Origin of the sequence: Aquimarina macrocephali JAMB N27 (assembly GCF_000520995.1) — a bacterium.
In the GTDB taxonomy this organism is placed as follows: Bacteria; Bacteroidota; Bacteroidia; order Flavobacteriales; family Flavobacteriaceae; genus Aquimarina; species Aquimarina macrocephali.
Window position 1 is genome coordinate 101,569 of sequence record NZ_JACA01000020.1, and the last position, 22,216, is coordinate 123,784.

Consider the following 22,216-nt stretch of genomic DNA (forward strand, 5'->3'; position numbering starts at 1 on the left):
ATGACTATGTCAAAATTCAAAATCATACCTGTAGCACTAATTACTTTCCTATCTTTTATACAGGTAGCCGTTGCACAAGAAGGTGCTATACATGAAAAAATCAATGCAGATATGTATGGTAACTTCTCTAAAGCATTCAAAACTTTAGATTATAACTTATTTGCTTCTATACATAGTAAAGAAATGATTCGAATTTCGGGAAATGGTGGTAAAATTGAAAAAGCAATTGTTTATTTAAAGGGGTATCAAAAACGATGGAACGTTCCTTCAAAAAAACCTGCTCCAATTGACTTTAGATTATTTGAAAGAATCTATTCTAATTCACTGGTTTCTGACAGAGGGATTTATAGAGTTACTTATATTAACGACAATAATCAAACTAAATACTCCTATGGTCAGTTTCATGTTGTATTAAAAATGGAAGATGGGGATTGGAAAATATGGATCGATTATGATTCTAACGAAAATAAAAGTATCAATAAAGATAGTTACGATACAGCTTTTTCTATTTCTGAATATAAAAAATACTGGAAACACTAAGATAGTCTGAAGTTTCTATTACATTTGAAAAACACGTATTGCAATTGTACACATGAAGATTACAAGAAAAATAAGAATCACACTCATTCTCTCTCTGGTTTTACTAAATATTAGTTGTGATCAAATTTCAAAGAATGTTGTTCGGCAAGTGATTGATCCTTATGAGCGTATAGAGGTTTTTAAAGATAGTTTTGTATTGACTAAAGTCGAAAATACAGGAGCCGCTTATAGTTTGGGATCAGATTTAGCTCCGATCCTAAAAATACTTTTATTGCAAATTCTTCCAATTTTGGTTTTATTACTATTATTAAGACAAATATTGATTAAAACAGATTATTCTAGAGAAACAATTATAGGTTTTGCTTTTATTATTGGTGGCGGAATCGGAAACCTTTTTGATCGCATTGTATATGGGTCGGTAACTGATTTTTTGATTTTGGATTTAGGAATCATAAAAACTGAAATATTTAATCTTGCCGATGTTTCTATTTTTTTAGGTTCAATTTTAGTATTGATTACTACTTTTTTTAATAAAAAAGGAACTATTTTTAAAGAAAAAATTCATTGAAATGAGTTGGATTAAAGAAATATCGTATACCGATGCAACCGGTCAATTAAAGAAAATCTATGACCGTATTAAGGGCCCAAACAATAATGTAGACAATGTATTGTCTATACATAGCTTACGACCACATACTTTGGTTGGCCATATGGGCTTATACAAAAATGTATTACACAATTCTAACAATACATTGCCAAAATGGTATCTAGAGACACTAGGCGTTTATGTAAGTAGCTTGAATCAATGTAGTTATTGTGTAGATCATCACTCTATAGGATTAAAACGATTGTTGAATGATGACATCAAGTTTCAGGAGATTTTATCCTGTTTATCCAAAGATGAATTGCAAAATCATTTTAAATATCAATATTTGGCAGGTCTTCAATATGCCAAGAAATTAACGCTATCACATCATACTATTACAGAATCCGATATTCACAACCTTAGAGAACAAAAATTATCTGATGGTGAGATTTTGGAAATTAACCAGGTAGTAAGCTATTTTAATTATGTAAACAGAACTGTAGTTGGTTTAGGAGTTAATACAGATGGGGATATTATTGGACTTTCACCCAATGATAGTGATGACGCCAAGAACTGGAGTCATTCCTGAATATCATTAACAGTTTTATGATCATAAGAATTGGTAGTAGTATAATGTTTCCATTTCTTTTGAAATACAGAATCATTTTTGGTATATGGTTTTCCTGATTCATAATAAACAAACTCATCTCTTCCTGTTAGTTCGGGATCGTTGGATATCTTGTCATAAAAATTAGCATACTCTTCTTTTTCTTTTTGTAATGTTTTACGAAGAGAAATATAAACATTTGACTCTAAATCTGACTTTTTCCATATATCATATTCAGTCGCATTTGAAACATATCTAATAGTACTCAATAAACTATCCTTAATTCTTATATCTATACCTTCTGTATAATATATTCTTTTGTTTGAATAGTCTATATTTTTCATATAAAACCGATTCTTATTGTATGACAAAATCCCATGTTCTCCGATAGGAGTACGCCCCTGTACTTTTCTTACTACAATAAAACCAAAATCTTTATCCGAAATTCTTTTTATTAGCAATATAGCTTTATACACAGGATGATTATGTATTGTATCTCGAAAAAAAGCATACCCATCTATAAGATCATAACGTCCTTCTATACTTGGGGTTTCAATACTATTCATGATGTCTTCCTTTTTTTCATCACGCTCAACCTCCTGTTCTAAGTTTTCTTTTTTTACATTTTCTTCAGATTGTTTGGATGTTAAATCACTACAACCAGATAATGTAAGTATCAAATAGAGTAAAATTTGGATATGGCGTATACACATGATAATTAGGTAAATAAAAATTTTAGAATAACAATATAAACAAAAAATGCACTGTCATATATCATGGCAGTGCACTTTCTTTTACTATTATATTTAAAATAAACTGGTTTAAATTTTTATGATTTTGCAGAATATTGCATTTTCAAGTGAATTGAAAAAATCTAAAAACCAATTTAATAAAGTTTTATCCTATAAACAAAGGCTTATCTGCCATCATCGCATTTACATCATCTGCGATAGTATGTAGTTTTTCTTCGCTTTCAACATTTTGGATTACCTGATCGATCAATTCAACAATGGCGACCATATCATTTTCTCTCAATCCACGAGTAGTAACTGCCGCTACACCAATACGAATTCCTGATGTTACAAACGGAGATTTATCATCAAACGGTACCATATTTTTATTTACAGTAATTTCTGCAACACCCAATGCCTCTTCTGCTTGTTTACCTGTTACTCCTTTATTTCGTAAATCGATAAGCATCATATGATTATCGGTACCTCCAGAAATAACTTCATATCCTTTCTTCACAAATGCTTCGGCCATAACTGCTGCATTTTTCTTGACCTGTACTATATAATGTAAAAACTCGTCTGTTAGTGCTTCTCCAAATGCGATTGCCTTTGCTGCAATAATATGCTCTAATGGTCCTCCCTGATTACCAGGAAATACTGCACTGTCAAATAATGAGGACATCATTCGTTTTTTTCCGCTTTTTAAAGTAATTCCAAAAGGGTTTTCAAAATCTTCTCCCATTAAAATAAGACCTCCTCTTGGTCCTCGCAGTGTCTTATGAGTTGTTGTAGTTACTACATGACAATGTGGTACAGGATCAGAGATTATTCCTTTTGCAATTAATCCTGCAGGGTGAGCAATATCTGCAAAAAGAATTGCTCCTACACTATCAGCAATCTCTCTAAATCTTTTATAATCAATTTCTCTTGAATAAGCAGATGCTCCGGCAATAATCAACTGTGGTTTTTCTGCAGTAGCGATTTCCTGAATTTTATCATAGTTTAATCTTCCTGTCTCCTTCTCTACTCCATAAAAAACAGGATTATATAATTTACCAGAAAAATTAACTGGTGAACCATGAGTCAAATGTCCTCCATGAGAAAGATCAAAACCTAATATTTTATCGCCTGGTTTAAGACATGCATGATATACAGCTGTATTAGCTTGTGAACCAGAATGAGGTTGCACATTAGCATATGCTGCACCAAACAATTCTTTAGCTCTATCAATAGCAATCTGCTCTATAACGTCTACTACAGCACATCCACCATAATAACGTTTACCGGGATATCCTTCGGCATATTTATTGGTTAGTACAGACCCAGCAGCTTCCATTACTTGTTCACTCACAAAGTTTTCTGAAGCAATAAGTTCTAATCCGTTGATTTGACGTTCTTTTTCGTCCTGAATTAAATCAAAAATTTGTTCGTCGCGTTGCATGAATTCATTATTTATTAGTAAAGGCGTAAAAATAGGAAATCCATTCTTTAAATCGACCTAAATAGTCTCTAATAAATAAGAACGTCTTGTTCTTTTTATGAATTAATGTTTACACCTGTACATCACTGATAATTTTGCATTAATACCTATCAAATATTACGAAGTAAAACATTTTTTGGTTTCAAAAAATTTAACAAATAGGTATTCCCTCCTTGGTATTGTACTATTAATAACATATCTTATCATTATTTTAATTATTTTTCACATAATTAAAAACTTTTTACCATCCGAAAATTATATATTTGATCATAAAAATTACCAACAACATATAAAAGAACTATAATGCCCATAACTGCAAATTATCCAGATAGAAAGACATGGATTGAAACATTTCCTAATACCGATTTTCCTATACAAAATATTCCTTTTGGTGTATTTCTTACCCGAGATGATATTATTACTATAGGAACCAGAATTGGTGATACTGCTATTGACCTTGGAGCACTTCATCAACTTGGTTATTTTGAAGGAATCCCATTAACAGATGATATTTTTTTACAGGATTCTTTAAATGATTTTATTTCTGATGGAAAAAAGACATGGAGATTGGTTCGTAATAAAATTGCTGAAATTTTTGATGCCAAAAATAATTCCTTAAAAAATAACGAAAAGCATAGACAAGAGGTTTTATTCTCTCTAGATGAAATCGAAATGCAACTACCCGTTAGCATTGGTGATTATACTGACTTCTATAGTAGTATTGAGCATGCAACTAACGTAGGGAAAATGTTTAGAGATCCCGAAAACGCTTTGCTTCCTAATTGGCTACACATGCCTGTGGGATATCACGGTCGCAGTAGTTCGGTTATTCCTTCTGGTATTCCTGTACATCGCCCGCAAGGTCAAAAACTAATCAATGGTGCTAAGGATCCTATTTTTGGCCCTTCAAGATTAGTTGATTTTGAGCTTGAAATGGCTTTTATCACTACCGATGCTAATCAATTGGGAGAACCAATACCTATCGAAGAGGCAGAAGATTATATATTTGGAATGGTATTATTTAATGATTGGAGTGCCAGAGATATTCAAAAATGGGAATATGTTCCATTAGGTCCATTTTTAGGTAAAAACTTTGCTTCATCCATATCTCCGTGGATTGTAACTCTTGATGCTTTAGAACCCTACAGAACAGATGGACCTAAACCAATAAAAAAACAACTACCTTATCTTCAATATAAAGGAAAGAAAAGTTTTGACATCAACTTAGAAGTTGCTATTCAACCAGAAAAAGCAACAGAAACTGTTGTTTCCAAAAGTAATTTTAAGCATATGTACTGGACAATGGCGCAACAACTTACCCACCATACTGTAAATGGATGCCCTGTTAATTCTGGTGATCTTATGGGTAGTGGAACATTATCCGGACCAACACCAGATTCGTACGGATCAATGTTAGAACTAAGCTGGCGTGGAGAAAAACCTTTACAACTTAATGAAGGAGGTAGTCGTAAATTTATTGACGATAATGATACAGTTATTATGAGAGGATATTGCGAAAAAGACGGAGTACGAATTGGATTTGGCGAAGTCTCTACTAAACTGCTTCCTGTGTTTAAAAAATAAAGAAGTTACAAACCATTATATAACCTCGAAAAAATAACTTTCGGGGTTTTTTTATTATCTTTTGGCATCAAAGTTGTTTTCAATACCCAAATCAAAATATTATTGATATGAAAAAACTACTACTCCTACTACTTATAGTTACAATTTTTTCTTCATGTAGCAGTGTTAAGAAAACCGAAAAGGCACTTAACACAGGAAATTATGATCAAGCGATAAATATCGCTCTAAACAAGCTTAGAACAAATAAAGGCAAAAAAGGAAAGCAGCCGTATATCCTAATGCTCGAACAAGCATATGCAAAAGTTCTTGATCGAGACAATAATGCTATTGCGTATCTAGAAAAAGAAGGAAACCCTGCTAATCTTGAGCGTATTTACAACACATACTTATCCTTAAAAAATAGACAAGAACGTATAAAACCGTTGTTGCCGCTTTACCTTGTTGAAGAAGGTCGTAATGCTAATTTTACATTGCATAACTATGACCAAAAGATTATCGATACAAAAGATAAACTCTCTCAGTACTTATTTAATAATGCTAAAGCTTTATTGACATCTGCTAAAAGAAAAACAGATTATAGAGCTGTATATGAAGATTTGAACTACTTAAACAAGATCACTCCTAATTACAAAAATACTCGAGAAATGATTGATGAAGCTCATCAAAAAGGAACTGATTTTGTAAAAGTAACCATGAAAAATAGAACCGAAGTTATTATTCCTAAGAGATTAGAAAGTGACTTACTTAATTTTGGCACATATGGTCTTAATGATCTATGGACAGTATATCACAGTCAACCTCAAAAATCTATTCTTTATGATTATGCTATGGAAGTAGAATTAAGAGAAATTAATATATCTCCAGAACAGATTAAGGAACGTCAACTACAAAAAGAAAAGTTGATTAAAGATGGTTGGGAATATCTACTGGATGAAAATGATGAAATCGTGGTTGATGATAAAGGTGAAAAAGTGAAAGTAGATAGAATGGTAAAAGTACATTGTGAGTATTATGAATTTACCCAGTTTAAAGCTACTAATGTTGTAGGCAATGTTCAATATAGAAACCTAAGAACAAGACAGCTCTTAGATGCTTTTCCTATTGCAAGTGAGTACGTTTTTCAGCATATTTACGCAAATTATAATGGAGATAAACGAGCTTTGGAAAGTGGCTTGTTAGGGTATTTGGGTGTGAAATCTGTACCATTTCCTTCTAATGAACAGATGGTCTATGATTCTGGAGAAGATTTAAAAAACAAATTAAAGAATATCATTACTAATTATCGTTTTAAATAATACATTACGCTATACTTATAATAGTATTTGATCTTAATAGATCTGTACCATATAATAGAGAATTATTAGCATGATCAATCAAGCAAGTTTACTTAATTCGGGGGCAATATTAAAAAAATACAAACGAGGAGAATTTCTTTTTCAAGAAGGTTCTATCGCTCGTTATTATTATCAGGTACACCAGGGAGAAGTTAAAATGAACAATTATAATCAGGAAGGGAAAGAATACATACAAGGTATTTTTACAAAAGAAAAAAGTTTTGGAGAACCTCCCTTATTTGCAGATTTTAAATATCCAGCTAATGCAGAAGCTATTGTAGATTCTGAAGTCTGGCAATTACCAAAAGAAAAATTCTTAAAGCTTTTAGAAGAAAATCCTGATATTCATCACAAATTTACCAGCACACTGGCTTTACGGCTATATTATAAAGCAATTATGGTTTCTGAAATATCTACTCAAGAGCCAGAACATCGCATTCTTAGGATTCTTGATTACTTCAAAAAAAATAGTGAACCTGGCACAACAGAATCAAATACATACAAAGTAGAATTAACCAGACAACAACTTGCCGATCTAACCGGACTACGTGTAGAAACCGTTATACGTAGCATCAAAAAACTAGAGCAAAAAGGAGAACTTTTTATTAAAGACAGAAAAGTATATCGATAATACTCATTATTTATTTATAAAGACAAAAAACAGGATAGCTTCATATTTATCACCAAGTTTTTCACGCAGCAGCGAAAAAGATTTAGTTATTTGAGCTTCTACTGTTTTTATGGATACATTTAAATACTCAGCTATTTCAGCATTTGTCAACCCTTCTTTTTTACTTAACTCAAAAACTTGCCTGCATTTTGGAGGTAGGCTTTGTATTTCCTTATTTACTATTTCTATCATAATCTCCAAAACAGATTCATCACTACCCTCGGCCACCTCATACAATGACTCAATATATTTGTATTGAAGTAACATTGTTGATTTATTTTTTTGGTATGTATTTATAAACTCATTATAAACCGACTTAAATAGAAAGCTTTTGATAGAATAATCGCTATTTAGTTTTTCCCGAAATCGCCATGTTTTCAAAAATACATTTTGCACTATATCTTGTGCCAATACATGATTATTAGCTAAGGATAAAGCATAAGCATGCAGCCTCCTATGATATTTTTCTAACAAAAACATATAAGCCTTTTCCTCTCCTTTTCTAAGAGCTTGTGTTAAAACGTAATCATCTTTAAACTTCACTTAAAAAAATTAACAATTCAATTTAATACCCAAAAACTTATGAATTTTTCAAAAAAACAATTAAAAAGTAAGGGTATTTGTATTTCGTCTTGTATTATTATATAAAGTCACTAAATATATGATTTCTCCTGAAATAGAAAAACTTCTCATAAAATTCTTTAATCAGTCTACAACCAATGAAGACCATGATCTACTGAATGATTGGATCAAAAAACCAAAAAACCAATCTACTTTTAAAGATTATGTCAAAGCGCACTATGCAATCACACTTGGTATGAACAATCCTTCTCTAGACAAGACAAAAGAGTGTTTACTAAAGGAAATAAAGAAAGAAAAAAATCTCTTTCACAGGTCCCGATTTAGAGTATTCTACAAATATGCCGCTATTGCTATATTATGTTTAGGGATAGGCTATCTACTGCAAAAAAACAGTTTGGACACTAAAGAAGGAACATTAACTCCAGAAGAAAGAACAATAACCTTAAAGTTAGAGAATGGAGATACCCAAATAATCTCAGAAGATGGCGATACCAACATTGTCGATGTTTCTGGTACTATTATCATGCAACAACAAGGTACACAATTAGTGTATAACAAAAATATTTCTACTGAGAAACTTAAATACAACACCTTAACTATTCCAAACGGAAAACGATTCGACATTATTTTATCTGATGGAACTCATGTTTTTTTAAACTCAGGAAGCTCAATTAAATATCCAATAAAGTTTATTCCAGGAAACCTCCGTAAAGTTTTTCTGGAAGGTGAAGCTTTTTTTGATGTTACCAAAGATGAAAAACATCCTTTTTTAATAGAAGCTCAATCACTTGATGTAAAAGTACTTGGAACCAAATTTAATGTAACTACATATCCTGGTGATAGTGAAACAGAGGTTGTACTAGTTGAAGGATCTGTAAGTTTAAGTTCTTCAGAAAACAAATCAGATGGTGAACAGAATGTTATTCTAAAACCCGGGTTTAAAGGAACATTTGATAACGTAGAACAAACAATCTCTACTCAAAATGTAAACACTTCTATATATACTTCATGGGTAGAAGGTATTATTGTTTTCAGAAATGTTCCTTTTGAGGATATCATTAAAAAACTAGAGCGCCAATATAATGTTACCATAATTAACAATAATAGAGATTTAGCAAAAGAAGCTTTTAATGCGAGTTTCGAAATTGACAGAGAAACAATTGATGAAGTTTTACATTATTTTAATAAAGTTCATCAGATTAAATACAAAATCATAAATAATAAAGTAATTATAGAATAATAAATAAAATACATATGAAAAAAACGAATTAAACAACCAAAAGATTTTACTCACTTCAATTCTGTTAAAAAAAATCGGAAAATGCTGGCACACTTTCCGATTGAATAAAGTGATTTAACGTCAATACGTAAACCACAAATAAACATTTTAAAATTATGAAAAAAATATTGAAATCCGAGGGTAGACCTCGAGGGATATTAAAGCTTACTTTAAAAATGAAAATATCTTTACTTTTTATACTTCCTACACTATTTACCATACAGGCAAATAGTTATTCCCAGAATACTAAGTTGTCGTTAGACATGGAAAATGTAACTGTAATACAAGTAATTGATGAAATTGAATCTCAAACCGAGTTTAAGTTTGTTTTTAAAACAAAAGCTGTTGACTTAGATCGAAGAGTAACAATAAAACTTAAAAAGAAAAAAGTTGAAGAAATCCTGAATACGCTTTTTTCAAATTCTCAAACCGCCTTTGAGATAGACAATCGTAAGATTTTATTGAAAAAGGCCTTAAATAAAACCCCCTCAATACAAAATGACGAAATAGATAATCAAGAAAAGCAGGAAATAGAAATCAATGGGCAGGTTTTTGACTATCAAAATGCTCCTCTACCTGGTGCCAGCATAGTAGAAAAAGGCACAACAAATGGTGCTACAACAGATTTCAACGGCAATTTTTCTATCACCGTTTCCAATGTCAATGCCGTTTTGGTCATTTCATATCTTGGATTTGAGTCCAAAGAGGTAAATATTACTTCACCTACAGAAGAATTAAAAATCATATTAAAAGAAGGTGGGTTTGCCTTAGAAGATATTGTAGTTACAGCAAGAAAAAGAATAGAAAATGTTCAAGACACTCCGATTTCTATTACTGCCGTACAAGGAGTAGTTTTAGAAGAGATGGGAGTAAACAATATAACCGGAATCGCAGATATTGCCCCTAACCTTACATTTAGTACAACCGGAACCGTATCTGGATCAAGTTCTGCTGCAGTAGTTTACATCAGAGGAATTGGTCAGAATGATTATGTGCCAGTAGCAGATCCTGGTGTAGGAATTTATGTTGATGAAGTGTACCTGGGCAGAACCGTTGGTGCTGTTTTAGATTTAGCAGATTTAAAAAGTGTAGAAGTCATTAGAGGCCCTCAAGGGACTCTCTTTGGAAGAAACTCTATTGGTGGAGCCATATCCTTATTATCTAATGATCCAGGAGATATATTAAAAGGAAAAGTTAGCCTTACAGGAGGCAGTTATTCAAGAAATGATGCTACGTTTAGAATAAGCGGACCTATATCTGAAAGTTTCGGGTTTACTTTTAATTTAATACGACGAAACAGAGAAGGGTATGTAGAACGAGTATTAGTTGATGATTCTGATTTAGGCGATGAAAATTCCCATGGAGCAAGACTTAAATTAGACTATCATAAACCATCCAGTAAATTCTCCGCAAAATTTATTGTTGATTTTGCAACAGAAAGAGAAGAATCTGCCGCAGAACAGAATTTATTCTTTCATGATGATAGGTTATTACCACAATTATGGAACACTAATGCAGCACCAGCAATTACATCTACCGCCACTGGTTATGTCCCTGGAGACACCACTGTAGGAAATGATATTTATGACGAAAGGTGGAATTTTGGACCATTCAAAACAGGTGAAACTTCACTTTCTCAAAATGATATTGATACTTGGGGTATATCTACTAATTTAAAATATGAAATCGGAGAAAATTCTGAGACTAAATTAATTTTGTCCTATAGAGATTTAGATGCCGAGTTTGCAAGACAAACAGATGGATCACCACTTAATATCTTTGAGAATAGAGATGTCTATGAGCAAGATCAATTTAGTGCAGATTTACGTTTTAGTCATTCTAGTGAAAAACTAGATTTTGTAACTGGGTTATTTTATTTTATAGAAAATGTAGATAACGCTTTATCATTTACCGGTGCATTACAAAATACAGTGTATCCAGTATTCTTAGGAGGTTTGGTAGAGAATAGTAATTATGCAATATATGGAGAAGCAACTTATAAAGTAACCGATAAACTATCATTAACTGGAGGTCTGAGATATACTAATGAGACTAAAAAAGCAAAACCAGATGCTTTTAGAGACCCTACAGTAAATCTAGGAGATACTCCTAACGCTCCTAACCCAATTCGGGATATCAATACAAATCCCAGACGTTTACTTGACCAAATGTGGCAAGAAAATACTTTTGATCAAATAACGTGGAGATTTAATACCGCATATAAAGTTTCTGATGCTTTAAATATTTATGGTACTGTTTCTACCGGATTTAAATCTGGTGGGTTTGAATGGAGAGTTACCAATACATCTTTTTATGAGGATCCTTCAAATGATTTTGACGGAGATGGAGATGGAGATTTACCTCAATTTTCTCCAGAAACAGTTACATCTTATGAACTGGGCGCAAAAGTAAAAGTAAAAAAACTAAGGTTCAACACGGCATTCTTCTATACCGATTATAAAGATTTACAAATTGCTGCTAATCCACCAGGATCAATTGCAACTTTCCAGACAAATGCCGGAGATGCCGAAATTAAAGGACTAGAAACCGAAATAATTTGGCTCCCTAACCCTTTTATGCTTGTTAATGTCGGATATGGATATACAGATGCAGAATACAAAGACCTTATCGAAGGTGTCACCGTAACCGAAGATGATAATTTCATTTTAACTCCAGAACATACTTTAACTTTTGGAGGATCATACAAAATTCCCGTGTCCTTTGGTAGTTTTACCCCAAGAGTAGATGGTCATTATAAATCTAGAGTTGATTTTGAAGCTCAAAACAGTGATTTTGTTTTCGATGATGGTCATACTGCACTAAATGCTTCTTTAAAATTTAATGCAAAAAAACACTGGGAACTTATCATCGGTGTCGAAAACTTAACAGATGAACTATATTTAGTTGGAGGTGATGCGAATACTGCAATAGGCTACGAGAATGGAATTTATGCAAGACCCAGAAATTATTACGCCACTCTATCATACTCTTTTTAAATACTTGGATAGTTAGCCCCTTTCCAGAGTTTAATCCTTTTTTGGATTAGACTCTGGATTATTTAATAATGTCGAGTTTGAAAATTCAAATACTATAAAATTTTATATCCAGAAAGGACCTAATACTATAAATTAATGAATTGGAATAAGCTTAGAAAAACTCTAGGACCTGGAATTTTATTTGCAAGTACCGCAATAGGCGTTTCTCATTTGGTCCAAAGCACACGTGCAGGAGCTAATTATGGTTTTACACTCATAATTGTTATTATCATTACCAACATTTTAAAATTTCCTTTCTTTGAATATGGTGCCAGGTATGCTAACGCAACGGGAGAGAGTCTTATAGATGGGTACAAGAGGTTAGGTAAATTTGCTTTATGGATTTATTTTTTAGTTACTATATCATCTATGTTTTTTGTTACTGCCGCCGTAAGTTTAGTAACAGCTGGTTTTATGGACAACCTTTTTGAGGTATCCACACTATGGCCTTCTTTTAAATTATTTCCTATTGCACTTGTTTTTTTAGTATCCTATGGTGTACTGGCCTTTGGAAAGTTTAATATCCTAGATAATATCATTAAAATAATAGGAATCCTATTATTTGTTTCTACTATCATTGCCTTTGTAATGACCCTTAGTAAGGGCCAAGCAACACAGGTAAAAGGTTTCGTTTCTCCATATATTTTTGATGATACAGGGATTTTATTTCTAATCGCATTAATGGGATGGATGCCAACAGCTTTGGATCTATCCACCTGGATCAGTTTATGGGCAGTAGAAAAAATAAAATCAACAAAATATCACCCAACACTTAAAGAAGCTTTATTCGATTTTAATCTAGGATACTGGATCTCTGCTTTTTTAGCCATTTGCTTTTTAATTCTTGGAGCGTATCTCGTATATGGAACTGGAAAAACACTTCCTAAAGATAGTGTAGGATTTGCCGGCGATATAATTGAGTTATATACTACTACTATAGGAAATTGGAGTTATTTAATTATTGCTATTTCTTCTTTTTCAATTATGCTAGGAACAAGTTTAGGAGTTTTTGATGGATATGCGAGAACACTACAACAAACTACAAGGCTAATATTTTCATCAGAAACCAAAAACAATATAGTACAGAAGCCCAGACAAATATACCTTGGTTCGTTGCTTATTTTAGCCATAGGATCATTCTTAATTACGGTTTTCTTTAGAGGGCAGTTTAAAGCTCTTATCGATCTGGCAACTACTATATCTTTCTTAATTGCTCCTTTAATCGCCCTTGCTAATTTCAAATTAGTAAGTAAAAAATATATTAGAGAAGAAGCAACCCCAAAACCATTTATGAAATTGATTAGTTATCTCGGAATTCTATTTCTAACAGGCTTTGCTCTGTTTTACTTATATATTAAATTTTTAAAATAAATGTATTGATCAGGTCTCAATATTATTTTTGAAACGATTTATCAATCTGTATTTTATATATTTTAAGAGAAGCACATAGAACCTTACTTATAATCTACTTTATGATCAGAATCATAAAACTATAGCCCTTCTTTGAAATATCTTTGAATAACACTAAAAGTAATTGTTATGTATTCAAAGTTATTAAAAGATTTTAAGGAAATGTATATGGCATATATACCATTAATGATCATTCTTTCCAGTTGCTTAGGGTCTGTTGCAGCAATGTACATTCTTATGCAAGACAGGTCTATTTCACAAGTCATTCAATTATCTCTTTGTGTAATCATTTGCATGGCATTTAATGCATCTATTCTAGCTCAAATGAAAGCAAAGTTTGTATTTAACCTATTAATTGCAAGTATAATAATCAACAGCTTTTTGGTATTGCTTAACATCACATTTTACTAATAGAAATATAAGATTTCTTACAACAAAAAAAGCAAGCAAAAGTGATTCAAAAAAATGATATCAGAAATAGAAATGATGTAGCAATGCTGGTTTCTAGATTTTATAAAAAAATCAGAAAAGAAGAGAGTTTAGGCCCTATTTTTAATCATATGATAAAAGATTGGGATAAACATTTAGATAGATTAACCGACTTTTGGGAAACCAACCTCTTATTTGTTTCAAAATTTAAAGGAAACCCTATTGAAGTCCACAAACGAGTAGATCAAACGTTTAACCACAGCGTTACAAATGTACATTTTGGAATATGGTTGCAACTATGGATTACTACAATAGATGACCTTTTTGAAGGTGAACTCGCTACTTTAGCTAAAAATCGCGCCAGAAAAATGAGTACAACATTATTCTTGAAAATGTTTCAAGACAGACCTTCTCAAAAAATGATCCCTAACAAATAATTTATACAAATTGATGTAATACCTGGGGCGTAATCGCACTATGCGAAGAATGATGTACCATAACACCATTTCTAATAACAATAAATTGTGGTGATTCATGAAATACTTGAAATTTTGCAGCTACTTCTGCAGACACATCACGATGATTCAATAAATCAAGATAATACAAATCTATTTGATCTTCTGTAATATCAAAACTGCTTTCAAAATTACGGATCACCATTCTACTAATACCACAACGAGTCGAATGCTTAAAAATAGCCTGCGTTTTAGTCTTTGATGCTTCTGCTATTTCCTCTAATTGCGAAATAGAATTGAGCACTTGCCATGGCAAAGCTTGTTTTTCCTGCTTAGGTTCTTTCTCTTCTGATCCAAATAATTTACCAAATATTCCCATTTTTTCCCTTAATTCTAATTATCACAAACATAGTCAAATGATTTTTAAAATTGACTATAATCATATATTGGTCGTTACAAAATTCGTAACTTTACATTAAGCCAAAAAGTCAGTAAAATCAAGCAACAACAAGACATTTTGACACATTATCAAAGTAGGAATATTATTTGATCCTCTACTAGAAACTCAAAATAAGAGACTATGAATTTTAATAATTTCACTATAAAATCACAAGAAGCCATACAACAAGCTCAACAGCTTGCACAAGGCTTTGGACATCAACAAATAGAAAACGAACACATTTTTAAAGCTATCTTTAATGTAGATGAAAATGTGCTTCCGTTTTTGCTAAAAAAGTTAAATGTAAATATCAATCTTTTACAACAAGTTCTCGATAGCACACTAGAAAGTTTTCCTAAAGTTTCTGGCGGAGAGTTACAGTTATCAAGAGAAGCAGGAAAATCGTTAAATGAAGCAAGCATTATTGCTAAAAAGATGAATGACGAATATGTTTCTATTGAACATCTGGTGATTGCTATCTTTAAATCTAAAAGCAAGATTGCACAAATCCTAAAAGATCAGGGAGTAACAGAAAAACATCTAACCGAAGCTATTAATGAGATCAGAAAAGGCGAACGAGTAACATCACAAAGTGCAGAAGAAACCTATCAGGCCCTAAATAAATATGCCAAAAATCTTAATGAAATGGCAGAGAACGGAAAATTAGATCCCGTTATAGGTCGTGATGAAGAAATCCGAAGGATATTACAAATCCTTTCTCGTCGTACCAAAAACAATCCAATGTTGGTCGGTGAGCCTGGCGTAGGTAAAACTGCTATTGCCGAAGGGTTAGCTCATCGAATTATCGCCGGAGACATTCCCGAAAACCTTAAGAACAAACAAATTTTTTCTTTGGATATGGGAGCTTTAATTGCTGGTGCCAAATTTAAAGGTGAATTTGAAGAACGCCTTAAATCTGTAGTAAAAGAAGTAACTTCTAGTGATGGAGATATTGTATTATTTATCGATGAAATCCACACTCTTGTAGGTGCAGGTGGTGGCCAAGGTGCTATGGATGCCGCAAATATCCTAAAACCAGCTTTGGCAAGAGGAGAACTTCGCGCAATTGGAGCCACAACTCTGGATGAATATCAAAAGTATTTTGAAAAAGATAAAGCCCTGGAAAGACGTTTCCAAAAAGTTACAGTAGATGAACCAGACACAGAGAGTGCAATATCTATTCTTAGAGGAATTAAAGAAAAATACGAAACACATCATAAAGTACGTATAAAAGATGAGGCTATAATCGCTGCAGTAGAATTATCTCAACGTTATATCACAAATAGATTTTTGCCCGATAAGGCTATTGATTTAATGGATGAAGCTGCCTCTAAACTGCGAATGGAAATTAATTCTAAGCCTGAAGAACTTGATGTTCTCGATAGAAAGATTATGCAACTTGAAATCGAGATCGAAGCTATAAAGCGTGAAGATGACGAAACCAAGTTAAAAGTACTTAATGCAGATCTTGCAAACCTTAAAGAAGAACGTAATGAGATTTTCGCAAAATGGCAAAGCGAAAAAGAAGTTGTAGACGCTATTCAAAATGCAAAAACAGATATTGAAGAATATAAGCTTGAAGCAGAACGTGCAGAGAGAAATGGAGATTATGGAAAAGTCGCCGAATTGCGGTACGGAAAAATAAAAGAAGCTCAAGAAAGATTGGATGAATTGCAAAAACAACTAAATGAACAGCAAAGTAAATCTTCGCTTATTAAGGAAGAAGTTACTAATGATGATATTGCAGAAGTAATAGCAAAATGGACAGGAATACCAGTAACCAAAATGCTACAAAGTGATCGCGAAAAACTATTAGTGCTTGAAGAAGAATTACAGAAACGTGTAGTCGGACAAATGGAAGCTATACAAGCTGTTAGTGATGCCGTAAGAAGAAGTCGAGCAGGTTTACAAGATCAAAAAAAACCAATAGGGTCATTCTTACTTCTGGGAACTACAGGGGTAGGTAAAACAGAACTAGCAAAAGCACTGGCAGAATATCTGTTTAATGATGAAACGGCTATGACCCGAATTGATATGAGTGAATATCAGGAACGCCATGCGGTAAGCAGGTTGATGGGTGCACCCCCTGGATATGTAGGATATGATGAAGGAGGACAATTAACCGAAGCTGTTCGAAGAAAACCATATTCTGTAGTGTTACTCGATGAGATAGAAAAAGCACATCCAGATACGTTTAATGTGTTATTACAGGTGTTAGACGAAGGCAGGTTAACAGATAACAAAGGGAGAGTCGCAGATTTTAGAAACACTATCATTATCATGACCAGTAATATGGGTAGCCACATCATACAAGAAAAACTTGAGACTATCAAAGATATGGATACTGCTATGGAGGCAGCTAAGGTAGAAGTATTAGGGATATTAAAACAATCTGTTCGTCCAGAGTTTTTAAATAGAATAGATGATATCATTATGTTTTCTCCGCTTACCAAAGCTAATATAAATGAAATTGTAAGGCTTCAGTTAAATCACGTTTCTAAAATGCTGGCAGAGCAACACATAACTTTGGATGCTACAGAGCAAGCTATACTTTATCTTTCTGAGAGAGGTTTTCAGCCAGAATTTGGAGCAAGACCAGTGAAACGTACTATCCAAAAAGAAGTTTTAAATAAACTATCTAAAGAAATTTTAGGAGGAAAAATCTCTACAGAGAGTGTAATTTTACTCGATGAATTTGATAGTAATCTAGTATTCAGAAATCAGGAAGATTTGGTTTCTTAATCAATCTACAACAGTAATTACGTATAAAAACAGAGCTATTGGTCTAGAAATAAATCAATAGCTCTAATAGTTTTAAACAAAAAATCAACAATGCTATATTTTGTCGGGCGGCATACATTACGGTTTTACCGTAGATATTAACAAAACTATTCCTACAATGGTTAATAACTAAATAAGGAAAAAAACAAGGTTTTTAAGTACATTGCTCTCTCAATGAGACCAACCATATTACTTGCACTTCTTCTAATTTCACACATCTCCCTGGGCCAAAACAAAAAGGGAGCCTTATCCGATATTAGAAATAAATATCAGTTAATCCGAGAATTAGTAGACACCAATACACTTAGACAGCATCATACTGATTACTCATGTGATGAATCGTCGGAAAAAGGGTCGCTTACCTTTTACTATAATGGCACAGAATTAAAACATATTATCCACACCTACACTCAGGGGCATGTAAAGTATAGAGATGAATTTTATGTTTGGGATAATCAATTATTTTTTCAATATGCTACGCATAAGATCTGGTATAAAGAATATGAAAGAAATCGTTCTGGTAAACGTCGATTAGTAAACATCGAATTAACACTCGAAGAACGCTTTTACTTTGAGGATAGAAATATTATCAAATGCCAGTTTAAAGATTTTGAAAACAGAAGCAGTAGTCCAAAAAAAATCAAAACTAACAATATCAGAAATATAAATGTAGGGTGTGATCAAGCACAAGTTGCTCTTGAAAAATTTGATCTTTTGCTAGATTTTCAAAAAATGAAGATCGAAGATGCTTGTAATCTCCCTAAAAGCATTACCAATACAGAACCTTTAGATCATATTTACGGTAATATAGGCCGAAATTAACGACTCCTTCTCTTTATTAAACTCTCTTCGGGATATGTTAAAATAAAATATTTGTTACATTAAAAAATATACCGATTGGTATTTTTTAGTATATTCGGTCTATATTTCAATAAAATATGCTCACCAAAGCCGAACAAACAACAGAGTTTATAATACAAACCGTAGCTCCTATTTTTAACAAAAATGGATATGCTGCGACAAGTTTGAGTGATATCACTAAAGCTACCGGGCTTACTAAAGGTGCTATTTATGGTAATTTTAAAAATAAAGAAGAACTTGCTATTGCTGCTTTTAAAATGACCGAAGGAAATATGATTGGCCGAATAGCAGATCATCAATCCTTAAGTAAATCACCTATTGAGAAATTATTTTTAGTTACCGATTTTTATCGAAACTATTACAACTTTACTCAAGAGCTAGGTGGTTGCCCTGTACTTAATATGGGAGTAGATGCAAAATATCAGGTTCCTGTTCTTTTCAAACATGTAAAATCTGCAATCACCAAAATTCAGAACAATGTTGCTAAACTTATTGATGCCGGGAAAGAGTGCAAAGAAATAAAAGAAGAGGTAGATTCAATGCTATACGCAAAACGATTGTATAGTATGATAACCGGAGCTATTTTTATGACCCATACTATGGAAGACAATAGCTATTTATTAGAAACTATGGATCAGATAGATACCATGATTCATAAAAAACTTAAACGATAATTATCATTTTTTTTAACTATAAATATACCAATTGGTATAAAAATAAATTAAATCATGACATTAACTAAAGTACCAGAAAGCAAAGCAAAAATAAGGTTTCAGGATTGCGATCCTTTTAACCACCTTAATAATGCTGCATACATTAATTATATGATCAATGCGAGAGAAGATCAGATTGATCAATACTACAATCTTGACATTTTTAAACTCGCAAAAACCAAAGGCATAAGCTGGGTGGTAGGCACAAACCAGATTGCGTATTTAAAACCTGCCCTACTTATGGAGAGTGTGGTTATTGATTCTCAACTTATACGATATACAGAAAATCAATTACATGTAGAAATCAGAATGTGGAACCATGACAAAACCGAGCTTAAAGCTGTACTATGGAGTTCTTTTGTGCATTTTAATTTATTACAACAAAAGCGTTGGAATCACGATCAACAACTCTTAGAGTTATTTCAAAATATAATCGAACCTATATCCGCTAACAGTTTTGAGGAAAGAATTTCACAATTAAAACCACAAAAAGTGTAACATTTTCATTTTTTATTCGTCTTAATATAGAACGTAACCATTTAAAACTGGCCACATGAAATCTTCTGGCGATTTAGGCTCTTCTAATAAAAGAAGAAGCTCGTATATTTATATAGGATTTTTTATCATTGCTATTCTATCAATGGGTATCGTTATTTGGCAAATGGGAATGTTAGAATAATATAATCAGGTATAAAAAAGCTAATATTATTTTTATAATAGCTTTTTTATACCTGATTATATTATTTAGTTTTACGTTATAAATTATGCATAATTGAGAATTTCAACACGTCCAAAATAATCATTATGCAATCTTGCCTAACCTCTAAAACAATAAACACAAACAGATGAAACCTATACTCGTTTTACTTATTTTTCTTTCTTCTTGGGTAAGTTCTTGCCAAAGTAATGTATCACCGCAAGAAGTGACCACTACATATTTCTTAGTTAGACATGCTGAAAAAGATCTTAGTGATCCAGATAATCGAAATCCAGAGCTTACAGAAGCAGGAAAAATACGATCAGAAAACTGGGCAAAAATGCTTGTTGACACTCCAGTAGATATGGTATACACAACAGATTATATCAGAACTAGAAAAACGGCAGAGCCAATTGCCAAAAGTAAAAATTTAGAACTGGTTTTATATAATCCCAGAAATTTAAACGACACCGAATTTCAAGAAAAAACCAAAGGAAAGACTGTTGTGGTTGTTGGTCATAGTAATACAACACCTACCTTTGTCAATAAAATTATTGGTAAAGAAAAGTATAGCTCGATAGATGAAAAGATCTATGGCAAACTATTCATTATAAAAGTTACTGGTGATATAATTACTGATACTGTACTTACTATAAACTAACAACAATCTCTTTCAATATAAACATAAATATCCTCTAGTTCTATTTTTGAAAGTAATTTCAATTGCTTCTTTTCAAATAATTTGTCAAGATTATGTAGTGGCGTGGTAAGGTCATCTGTCTTATAATTTTTATAATCAACAAAACGTATTCCATTTACATTTCTAGGATTATATGCTTCTCTAAACCGTATTCCTCCGCCATTTACAGCATACTTATATGCTAGGTAATCTACAGTAAAGTTCTCCTTATGTATCCAATACATAAACTCATCTTCAAAATCAGTTCCACCACCTTCTTGATCAAAAGTTACTTTAACTTTATAATATAAAACTCCATTAATAACGGATTCACCGATCAGTTCTTTGTGCACAGCTGGCGCATTAAGTCCATACGGAAGGCTTGCAAAATAATGTACAGAATTCACTCCATCACTTATTTTTGTAACTAAAGAATCTGCGATTTTCACCGGGCAATTCTCTATAGTTCTTTTCAAACCAGAATTGCTTATCACATCATGAGTTAATCCTTTAGGGCTTTTTACAAACCTCTCTAATGCATACACTCCTTCTCCTCTTTTACTTCGATATTGTTTACCTCTAAAAACGAAATGTATAATTGCCTTATCATATTTTTCTCCTCCTGCATTTTCTATCACTTTATCTACTATTTCCTGGGTAGAAAACTGAGCGGAAATAGGTGCAACAAAAGAAAAAACAAATACTAATACTATAAAATAACGTCGCATAAAAATTGCTTTAAAAACTAAATTAATCTTTCTCTTTTCAATAATTGTAACATTTTTGTTAAACTAAATAACAAGTACAATCAATTATTTTTTTAGACGAAAATCTAGTTTTATACTTACCGATACATAATAATTTTAATATTTGTTCTGATACGAATTGAAGATTGTTTTCTTTTTAATTAAAAAAAAGATAATTATTTTGCAGTCCCTAACCTCAAAATAAGAATACTATGAAATATATAATCCTACTTTTAATTTGTTTTACCGTTCAATGTGGTTTAGCCCAAGATGCCAGTACTTATGAGAGTGTAACAAAGACTTTTCAAGAAGATTTTAATGCACAGAACATAGATGCTATTTTTAACATGTACACTTCAGAAATGCAAGAAAGCATGACAAAAGAAGGTGTTTCTAGTTTTATCAATGGTTGTTATGGACAATTTGGTAGCATAAAAAATATAACTTTTGTTGAAACAGCTGAAGGAGTTTATAGCTATAAAGTAAAATTTGATAAAACAATTTTGACTATGGACCTGCAACTAAGTGTAAATGGTAAGATTTCAACAATACAATTTCAAGAACTATAAAAAGTATTT

At 32.2% G+C, this 22,216-nt stretch carries 23 protein-coding genes; 18 read left to right on the forward strand and 5 right to left on the reverse strand.

Features of this window, described 5'->3' with window-relative positions; translation table 11 throughout:
• Positions 1-6: 6 nt before the first annotated feature.
• The 3 genes from Z054_RS0112760 to Z054_RS0112770 are packed head-to-tail and all read left to right on the forward strand — an operon-like array spanning position 7 to position 1,715.
• Positions 7-540 carry a nuclear transport factor 2 family protein gene (locus Z054_RS0112760; protein ID WP_024770452.1) on the forward strand — a complete coding sequence of 178 codons (534 nt, stop codon included), beginning with the start codon at positions 7-9 and terminating at the stop codon, positions 538-540.
• Between the two features lie 52 nt (positions 541-592).
• A complete protein-coding gene (gene lspA, locus Z054_RS0112765) occupies positions 593-1,108 on the forward strand; it encodes a signal peptidase II (protein ID WP_024770453.1) in 516 nt (171 codons plus the stop codon).
• A gap of 1 nt (position 1,109) precedes the next feature.
• Positions 1,110-1,715, forward strand: coding sequence for a carboxymuconolactone decarboxylase family protein (locus Z054_RS0112770; protein WP_024770454.1), 606 nt, complete (start codon positions 1,110-1,112; stop codon positions 1,713-1,715).
• Here Z054_RS0112770 and Z054_RS0112775 read toward each other — a convergent pair.
• Both Z054_RS0112775 and glyA read right to left on the reverse strand, forming a co-directional pair.
• Positions 1,706-2,413, reverse strand: coding sequence for a hypothetical protein (locus tag Z054_RS0112775; RefSeq protein ID WP_152538540.1), 708 nt, complete (start codon positions 2,411-2,413; stop codon positions 1,706-1,708). The genes Z054_RS0112770 and Z054_RS0112775 overlap by 10 nt on opposite strands.
• A gap of 217 nt (positions 2,414-2,630) precedes the next feature.
• A complete protein-coding gene (glyA, locus tag Z054_RS0112780; protein WP_024770456.1) occupies positions 2,631-3,905 on the reverse strand; it encodes a serine hydroxymethyltransferase in 1,275 nt (424 codons plus the stop codon).
• 342 nt (positions 3,906-4,247) lie between these two features.
• Between glyA and fahA the strand changes: the two genes are divergently transcribed.
• From fahA to Z054_RS0112795, 3 genes are all read left to right on the forward strand, one after another.
• Positions 4,248-5,528: a fumarylacetoacetase gene (gene fahA, locus Z054_RS0112785; RefSeq protein WP_024770457.1), complete on the forward strand. Its 1,281-nt coding sequence runs from the start codon at positions 4,248-4,250 to the stop codon at positions 5,526-5,528.
• A 107-nt stretch (positions 5,529-5,635) separates the two neighbouring features.
• Positions 5,636-6,823, forward strand: a complete 1,188-nt coding sequence (locus Z054_RS0112790; protein WP_024770458.1) for a hypothetical protein — start codon at positions 5,636-5,638, stop codon at positions 6,821-6,823.
• Between the two features lie 70 nt (positions 6,824-6,893).
• Positions 6,894-7,493: a Crp/Fnr family transcriptional regulator gene (locus tag Z054_RS0112795; RefSeq protein WP_024770459.1), complete on the forward strand. Its 600-nt coding sequence runs from the start codon at positions 6,894-6,896 to the stop codon at positions 7,491-7,493.
• A gap of 6 nt (positions 7,494-7,499) precedes the next feature.
• Here the strand turns inward: Z054_RS0112795 and Z054_RS0112800 are convergent, their stop codons facing one another.
• Positions 7,500-8,075 carry an RNA polymerase sigma factor gene (locus Z054_RS0112800; protein WP_024770460.1) on the reverse strand — a complete coding sequence of 192 codons (576 nt, stop codon included), beginning with the start codon at positions 8,073-8,075 and terminating at the stop codon, positions 7,500-7,502.
• 118 nt (positions 8,076-8,193) lie between these two features.
• Here Z054_RS0112800 and Z054_RS0112805 point away from each other — a divergent pair, with 118 nt between their 5' ends.
• The 5 genes from Z054_RS0112805 (at position 8,194) to Z054_RS0112825 (ending at position 14,704) form a co-directional block, all read left to right on the forward strand.
• Positions 8,194-9,354 (forward strand): FecR family protein, encoded by a 1,161-nt coding sequence (locus Z054_RS0112805; protein WP_024770461.1) that lies wholly within the window; start codon positions 8,194-8,196, stop codon positions 9,352-9,354.
• Between the two features lie 155 nt (positions 9,355-9,509).
• Positions 9,510-12,389 (forward strand): TonB-dependent receptor domain-containing protein, encoded by a 2,880-nt coding sequence (locus Z054_RS0112810; protein ID WP_024770462.1) that lies wholly within the window; start codon positions 9,510-9,512, stop codon positions 12,387-12,389.
• A gap of 135 nt (positions 12,390-12,524) precedes the next feature.
• Positions 12,525-13,799 (forward strand): Nramp family divalent metal transporter, encoded by a 1,275-nt coding sequence (locus Z054_RS0112815; RefSeq protein ID WP_024770463.1) that lies wholly within the window; start codon positions 12,525-12,527, stop codon positions 13,797-13,799.
• 168 nt (positions 13,800-13,967) lie between these two features.
• The gene (locus Z054_RS0112820) at positions 13,968-14,249 is read left to right on the forward strand and encodes a hypothetical protein (RefSeq protein WP_035091802.1); all 282 of its coding nucleotides are present in this window, start codon (positions 13,968-13,970) and stop codon (positions 14,247-14,249) included.
• Positions 14,250-14,290: 41 nt separating this feature from the next.
• Positions 14,291-14,704 (forward strand): group III truncated hemoglobin, encoded by a 414-nt coding sequence (locus tag Z054_RS0112825; protein WP_035091805.1) that lies wholly within the window; start codon positions 14,291-14,293, stop codon positions 14,702-14,704.
• Between the two features lies 1 nt (position 14,705).
• On the opposite strand, the gene ytxJ is transcribed toward Z054_RS0112825, so the two are convergent.
• Positions 14,706-15,101: a bacillithiol system redox-active protein YtxJ gene (gene ytxJ / locus Z054_RS0112830; RefSeq protein ID WP_024770466.1), complete on the reverse strand. Its 396-nt coding sequence runs from the start codon at positions 15,099-15,101 to the stop codon at positions 14,706-14,708.
• 201 nt (positions 15,102-15,302) lie between these two features.
• Between ytxJ and clpB the strand changes: the two genes are divergently transcribed.
• From clpB to Z054_RS0112855, 6 genes are all read left to right on the forward strand, one after another.
• Positions 15,303-17,903, forward strand: coding sequence for an ATP-dependent chaperone ClpB (gene clpB / locus Z054_RS0112835; protein WP_024770467.1), 2,601 nt, complete (start codon positions 15,303-15,305; stop codon positions 17,901-17,903).
• A 213-nt stretch (positions 17,904-18,116) separates the two neighbouring features.
• A complete protein-coding gene (locus tag Z054_RS0112840) occupies positions 18,117-18,764 on the forward strand; it encodes a hypothetical protein (RefSeq protein WP_024770468.1) in 648 nt (215 codons plus the stop codon).
• A gap of 116 nt (positions 18,765-18,880) precedes the next feature.
• A complete protein-coding gene (locus tag Z054_RS0112845) occupies positions 18,881-19,477 on the forward strand; it encodes a TetR/AcrR family transcriptional regulator (protein ID WP_024770469.1) in 597 nt (198 codons plus the stop codon).
• A 54-nt stretch (positions 19,478-19,531) separates the two neighbouring features.
• Positions 19,532-20,014: an acyl-CoA thioesterase gene (locus Z054_RS0112850; RefSeq protein WP_024770470.1), complete on the forward strand. Its 483-nt coding sequence runs from the start codon at positions 19,532-19,534 to the stop codon at positions 20,012-20,014.
• A 55-nt stretch (positions 20,015-20,069) separates the two neighbouring features.
• Positions 20,070-20,195, forward strand: a complete 126-nt coding sequence (locus Z054_RS32585) for a hypothetical protein (protein ID WP_255409709.1) — start codon at positions 20,070-20,072, stop codon at positions 20,193-20,195.
• A 166-nt stretch (positions 20,196-20,361) separates the two neighbouring features.
• Positions 20,362-20,874 carry a SixA phosphatase family protein gene (locus Z054_RS0112855; protein ID WP_024770471.1) on the forward strand — a complete coding sequence of 171 codons (513 nt, stop codon included), beginning with the start codon at positions 20,362-20,364 and terminating at the stop codon, positions 20,872-20,874.
• Here Z054_RS0112855 and Z054_RS0112860 read toward each other — a convergent pair.
• Positions 20,871-21,620, reverse strand: a complete 750-nt coding sequence (locus Z054_RS0112860; RefSeq protein ID WP_024770472.1) for a DUF6503 family protein — start codon at positions 21,618-21,620, stop codon at positions 20,871-20,873. The genes Z054_RS0112855 and Z054_RS0112860 overlap by 4 nt on opposite strands.
• 230 nt (positions 21,621-21,850) lie before the next feature.
• On the opposite strand from Z054_RS0112860, the gene Z054_RS0112865 reads away from it, so the two are divergent.
• Positions 21,851-22,207, forward strand: a complete 357-nt coding sequence (locus Z054_RS0112865; RefSeq protein ID WP_024770473.1) for a DUF3887 domain-containing protein — start codon at positions 21,851-21,853, stop codon at positions 22,205-22,207.
• Positions 22,208-22,216 lie beyond the last annotated feature (9 nt).

Bases quoted from the DNA above. Each gene is read 5' to 3' on its own strand.
- ytxJ (WP_024770466.1), bottom strand. From the start codon at position 15,101: ATGGGAATATTTGGTAAATTATTTGGATCAGAAGAGAAAGAACCTAAG.
- Z054_RS0112865 (WP_024770473.1), top strand. From the start codon at position 21,851: ATGAAATATATAATCCTACTTTTAATTTGTTTTACCGTTCAATGTGGT.
- clpB (WP_024770467.1), top strand. From the start codon at position 15,303: ATGAATTTTAATAATTTCACTATAAAATCACAAGAAGCCATACAACAA.
- Z054_RS0112790 (WP_024770458.1), top strand. From the start codon at position 5,636: ATGAAAAAACTACTACTCCTACTACTTATAGTTACAATTTTTTCTTCA.
- glyA (WP_024770456.1), bottom strand. From the start codon at position 3,905: ATGCAACGCGACGAACAAATTTTTGATTTAATTCAGGACGAAAAAGAA.
- Z054_RS0112840 (WP_024770468.1), top strand. From the start codon at position 18,117: ATGAGACCAACCATATTACTTGCACTTCTTCTAATTTCACACATCTCC.
- Z054_RS0112855 (WP_024770471.1), top strand. From the start codon at position 20,362: ATGAAACCTATACTCGTTTTACTTATTTTTCTTTCTTCTTGGGTAAGT.
- fahA (WP_024770457.1), top strand. From the start codon at position 4,248: ATGCCCATAACTGCAAATTATCCAGATAGAAAGACATGGATTGAAACA.
- lspA (WP_024770453.1), top strand. From the start codon at position 593: ATGAAGATTACAAGAAAAATAAGAATCACACTCATTCTCTCTCTGGTT.
- Z054_RS0112770 (WP_024770454.1), top strand. From the start codon at position 1,110: ATGAGTTGGATTAAAGAAATATCGTATACCGATGCAACCGGTCAATTA.
- Z054_RS0112860 (WP_024770472.1), bottom strand. From the start codon at position 21,620: ATGCGACGTTATTTTATAGTATTAGTATTTGTTTTTTCTTTTGTTGCA.
- Z054_RS0112805 (WP_024770461.1), top strand. From the start codon at position 8,194: ATGATTTCTCCTGAAATAGAAAAACTTCTCATAAAATTCTTTAATCAG.
- Z054_RS0112820 (WP_035091802.1), top strand. From the start codon at position 13,968: ATGTATTCAAAGTTATTAAAAGATTTTAAGGAAATGTATATGGCATAT.
- Z054_RS0112845 (WP_024770469.1), top strand. From the start codon at position 18,881: ATGCTCACCAAAGCCGAACAAACAACAGAGTTTATAATACAAACCGTA.
- Z054_RS32585 (WP_255409709.1), top strand. From the start codon at position 20,070: ATGAAATCTTCTGGCGATTTAGGCTCTTCTAATAAAAGAAGAAGCTCG.
- Z054_RS0112815 (WP_024770463.1), top strand. From the start codon at position 12,525: ATGAATTGGAATAAGCTTAGAAAAACTCTAGGACCTGGAATTTTATTT.
- Z054_RS0112795 (WP_024770459.1), top strand. From the start codon at position 6,894: ATGATCAATCAAGCAAGTTTACTTAATTCGGGGGCAATATTAAAAAAA.
- Z054_RS0112850 (WP_024770470.1), top strand. From the start codon at position 19,532: ATGACATTAACTAAAGTACCAGAAAGCAAAGCAAAAATAAGGTTTCAG.
- Z054_RS0112760 (WP_024770452.1), top strand. From the start codon at position 7: ATGTCAAAATTCAAAATCATACCTGTAGCACTAATTACTTTCCTATCT.
- Z054_RS0112810 (WP_024770462.1), top strand. From the start codon at position 9,510: ATGAAAAAAATATTGAAATCCGAGGGTAGACCTCGAGGGATATTAAAG.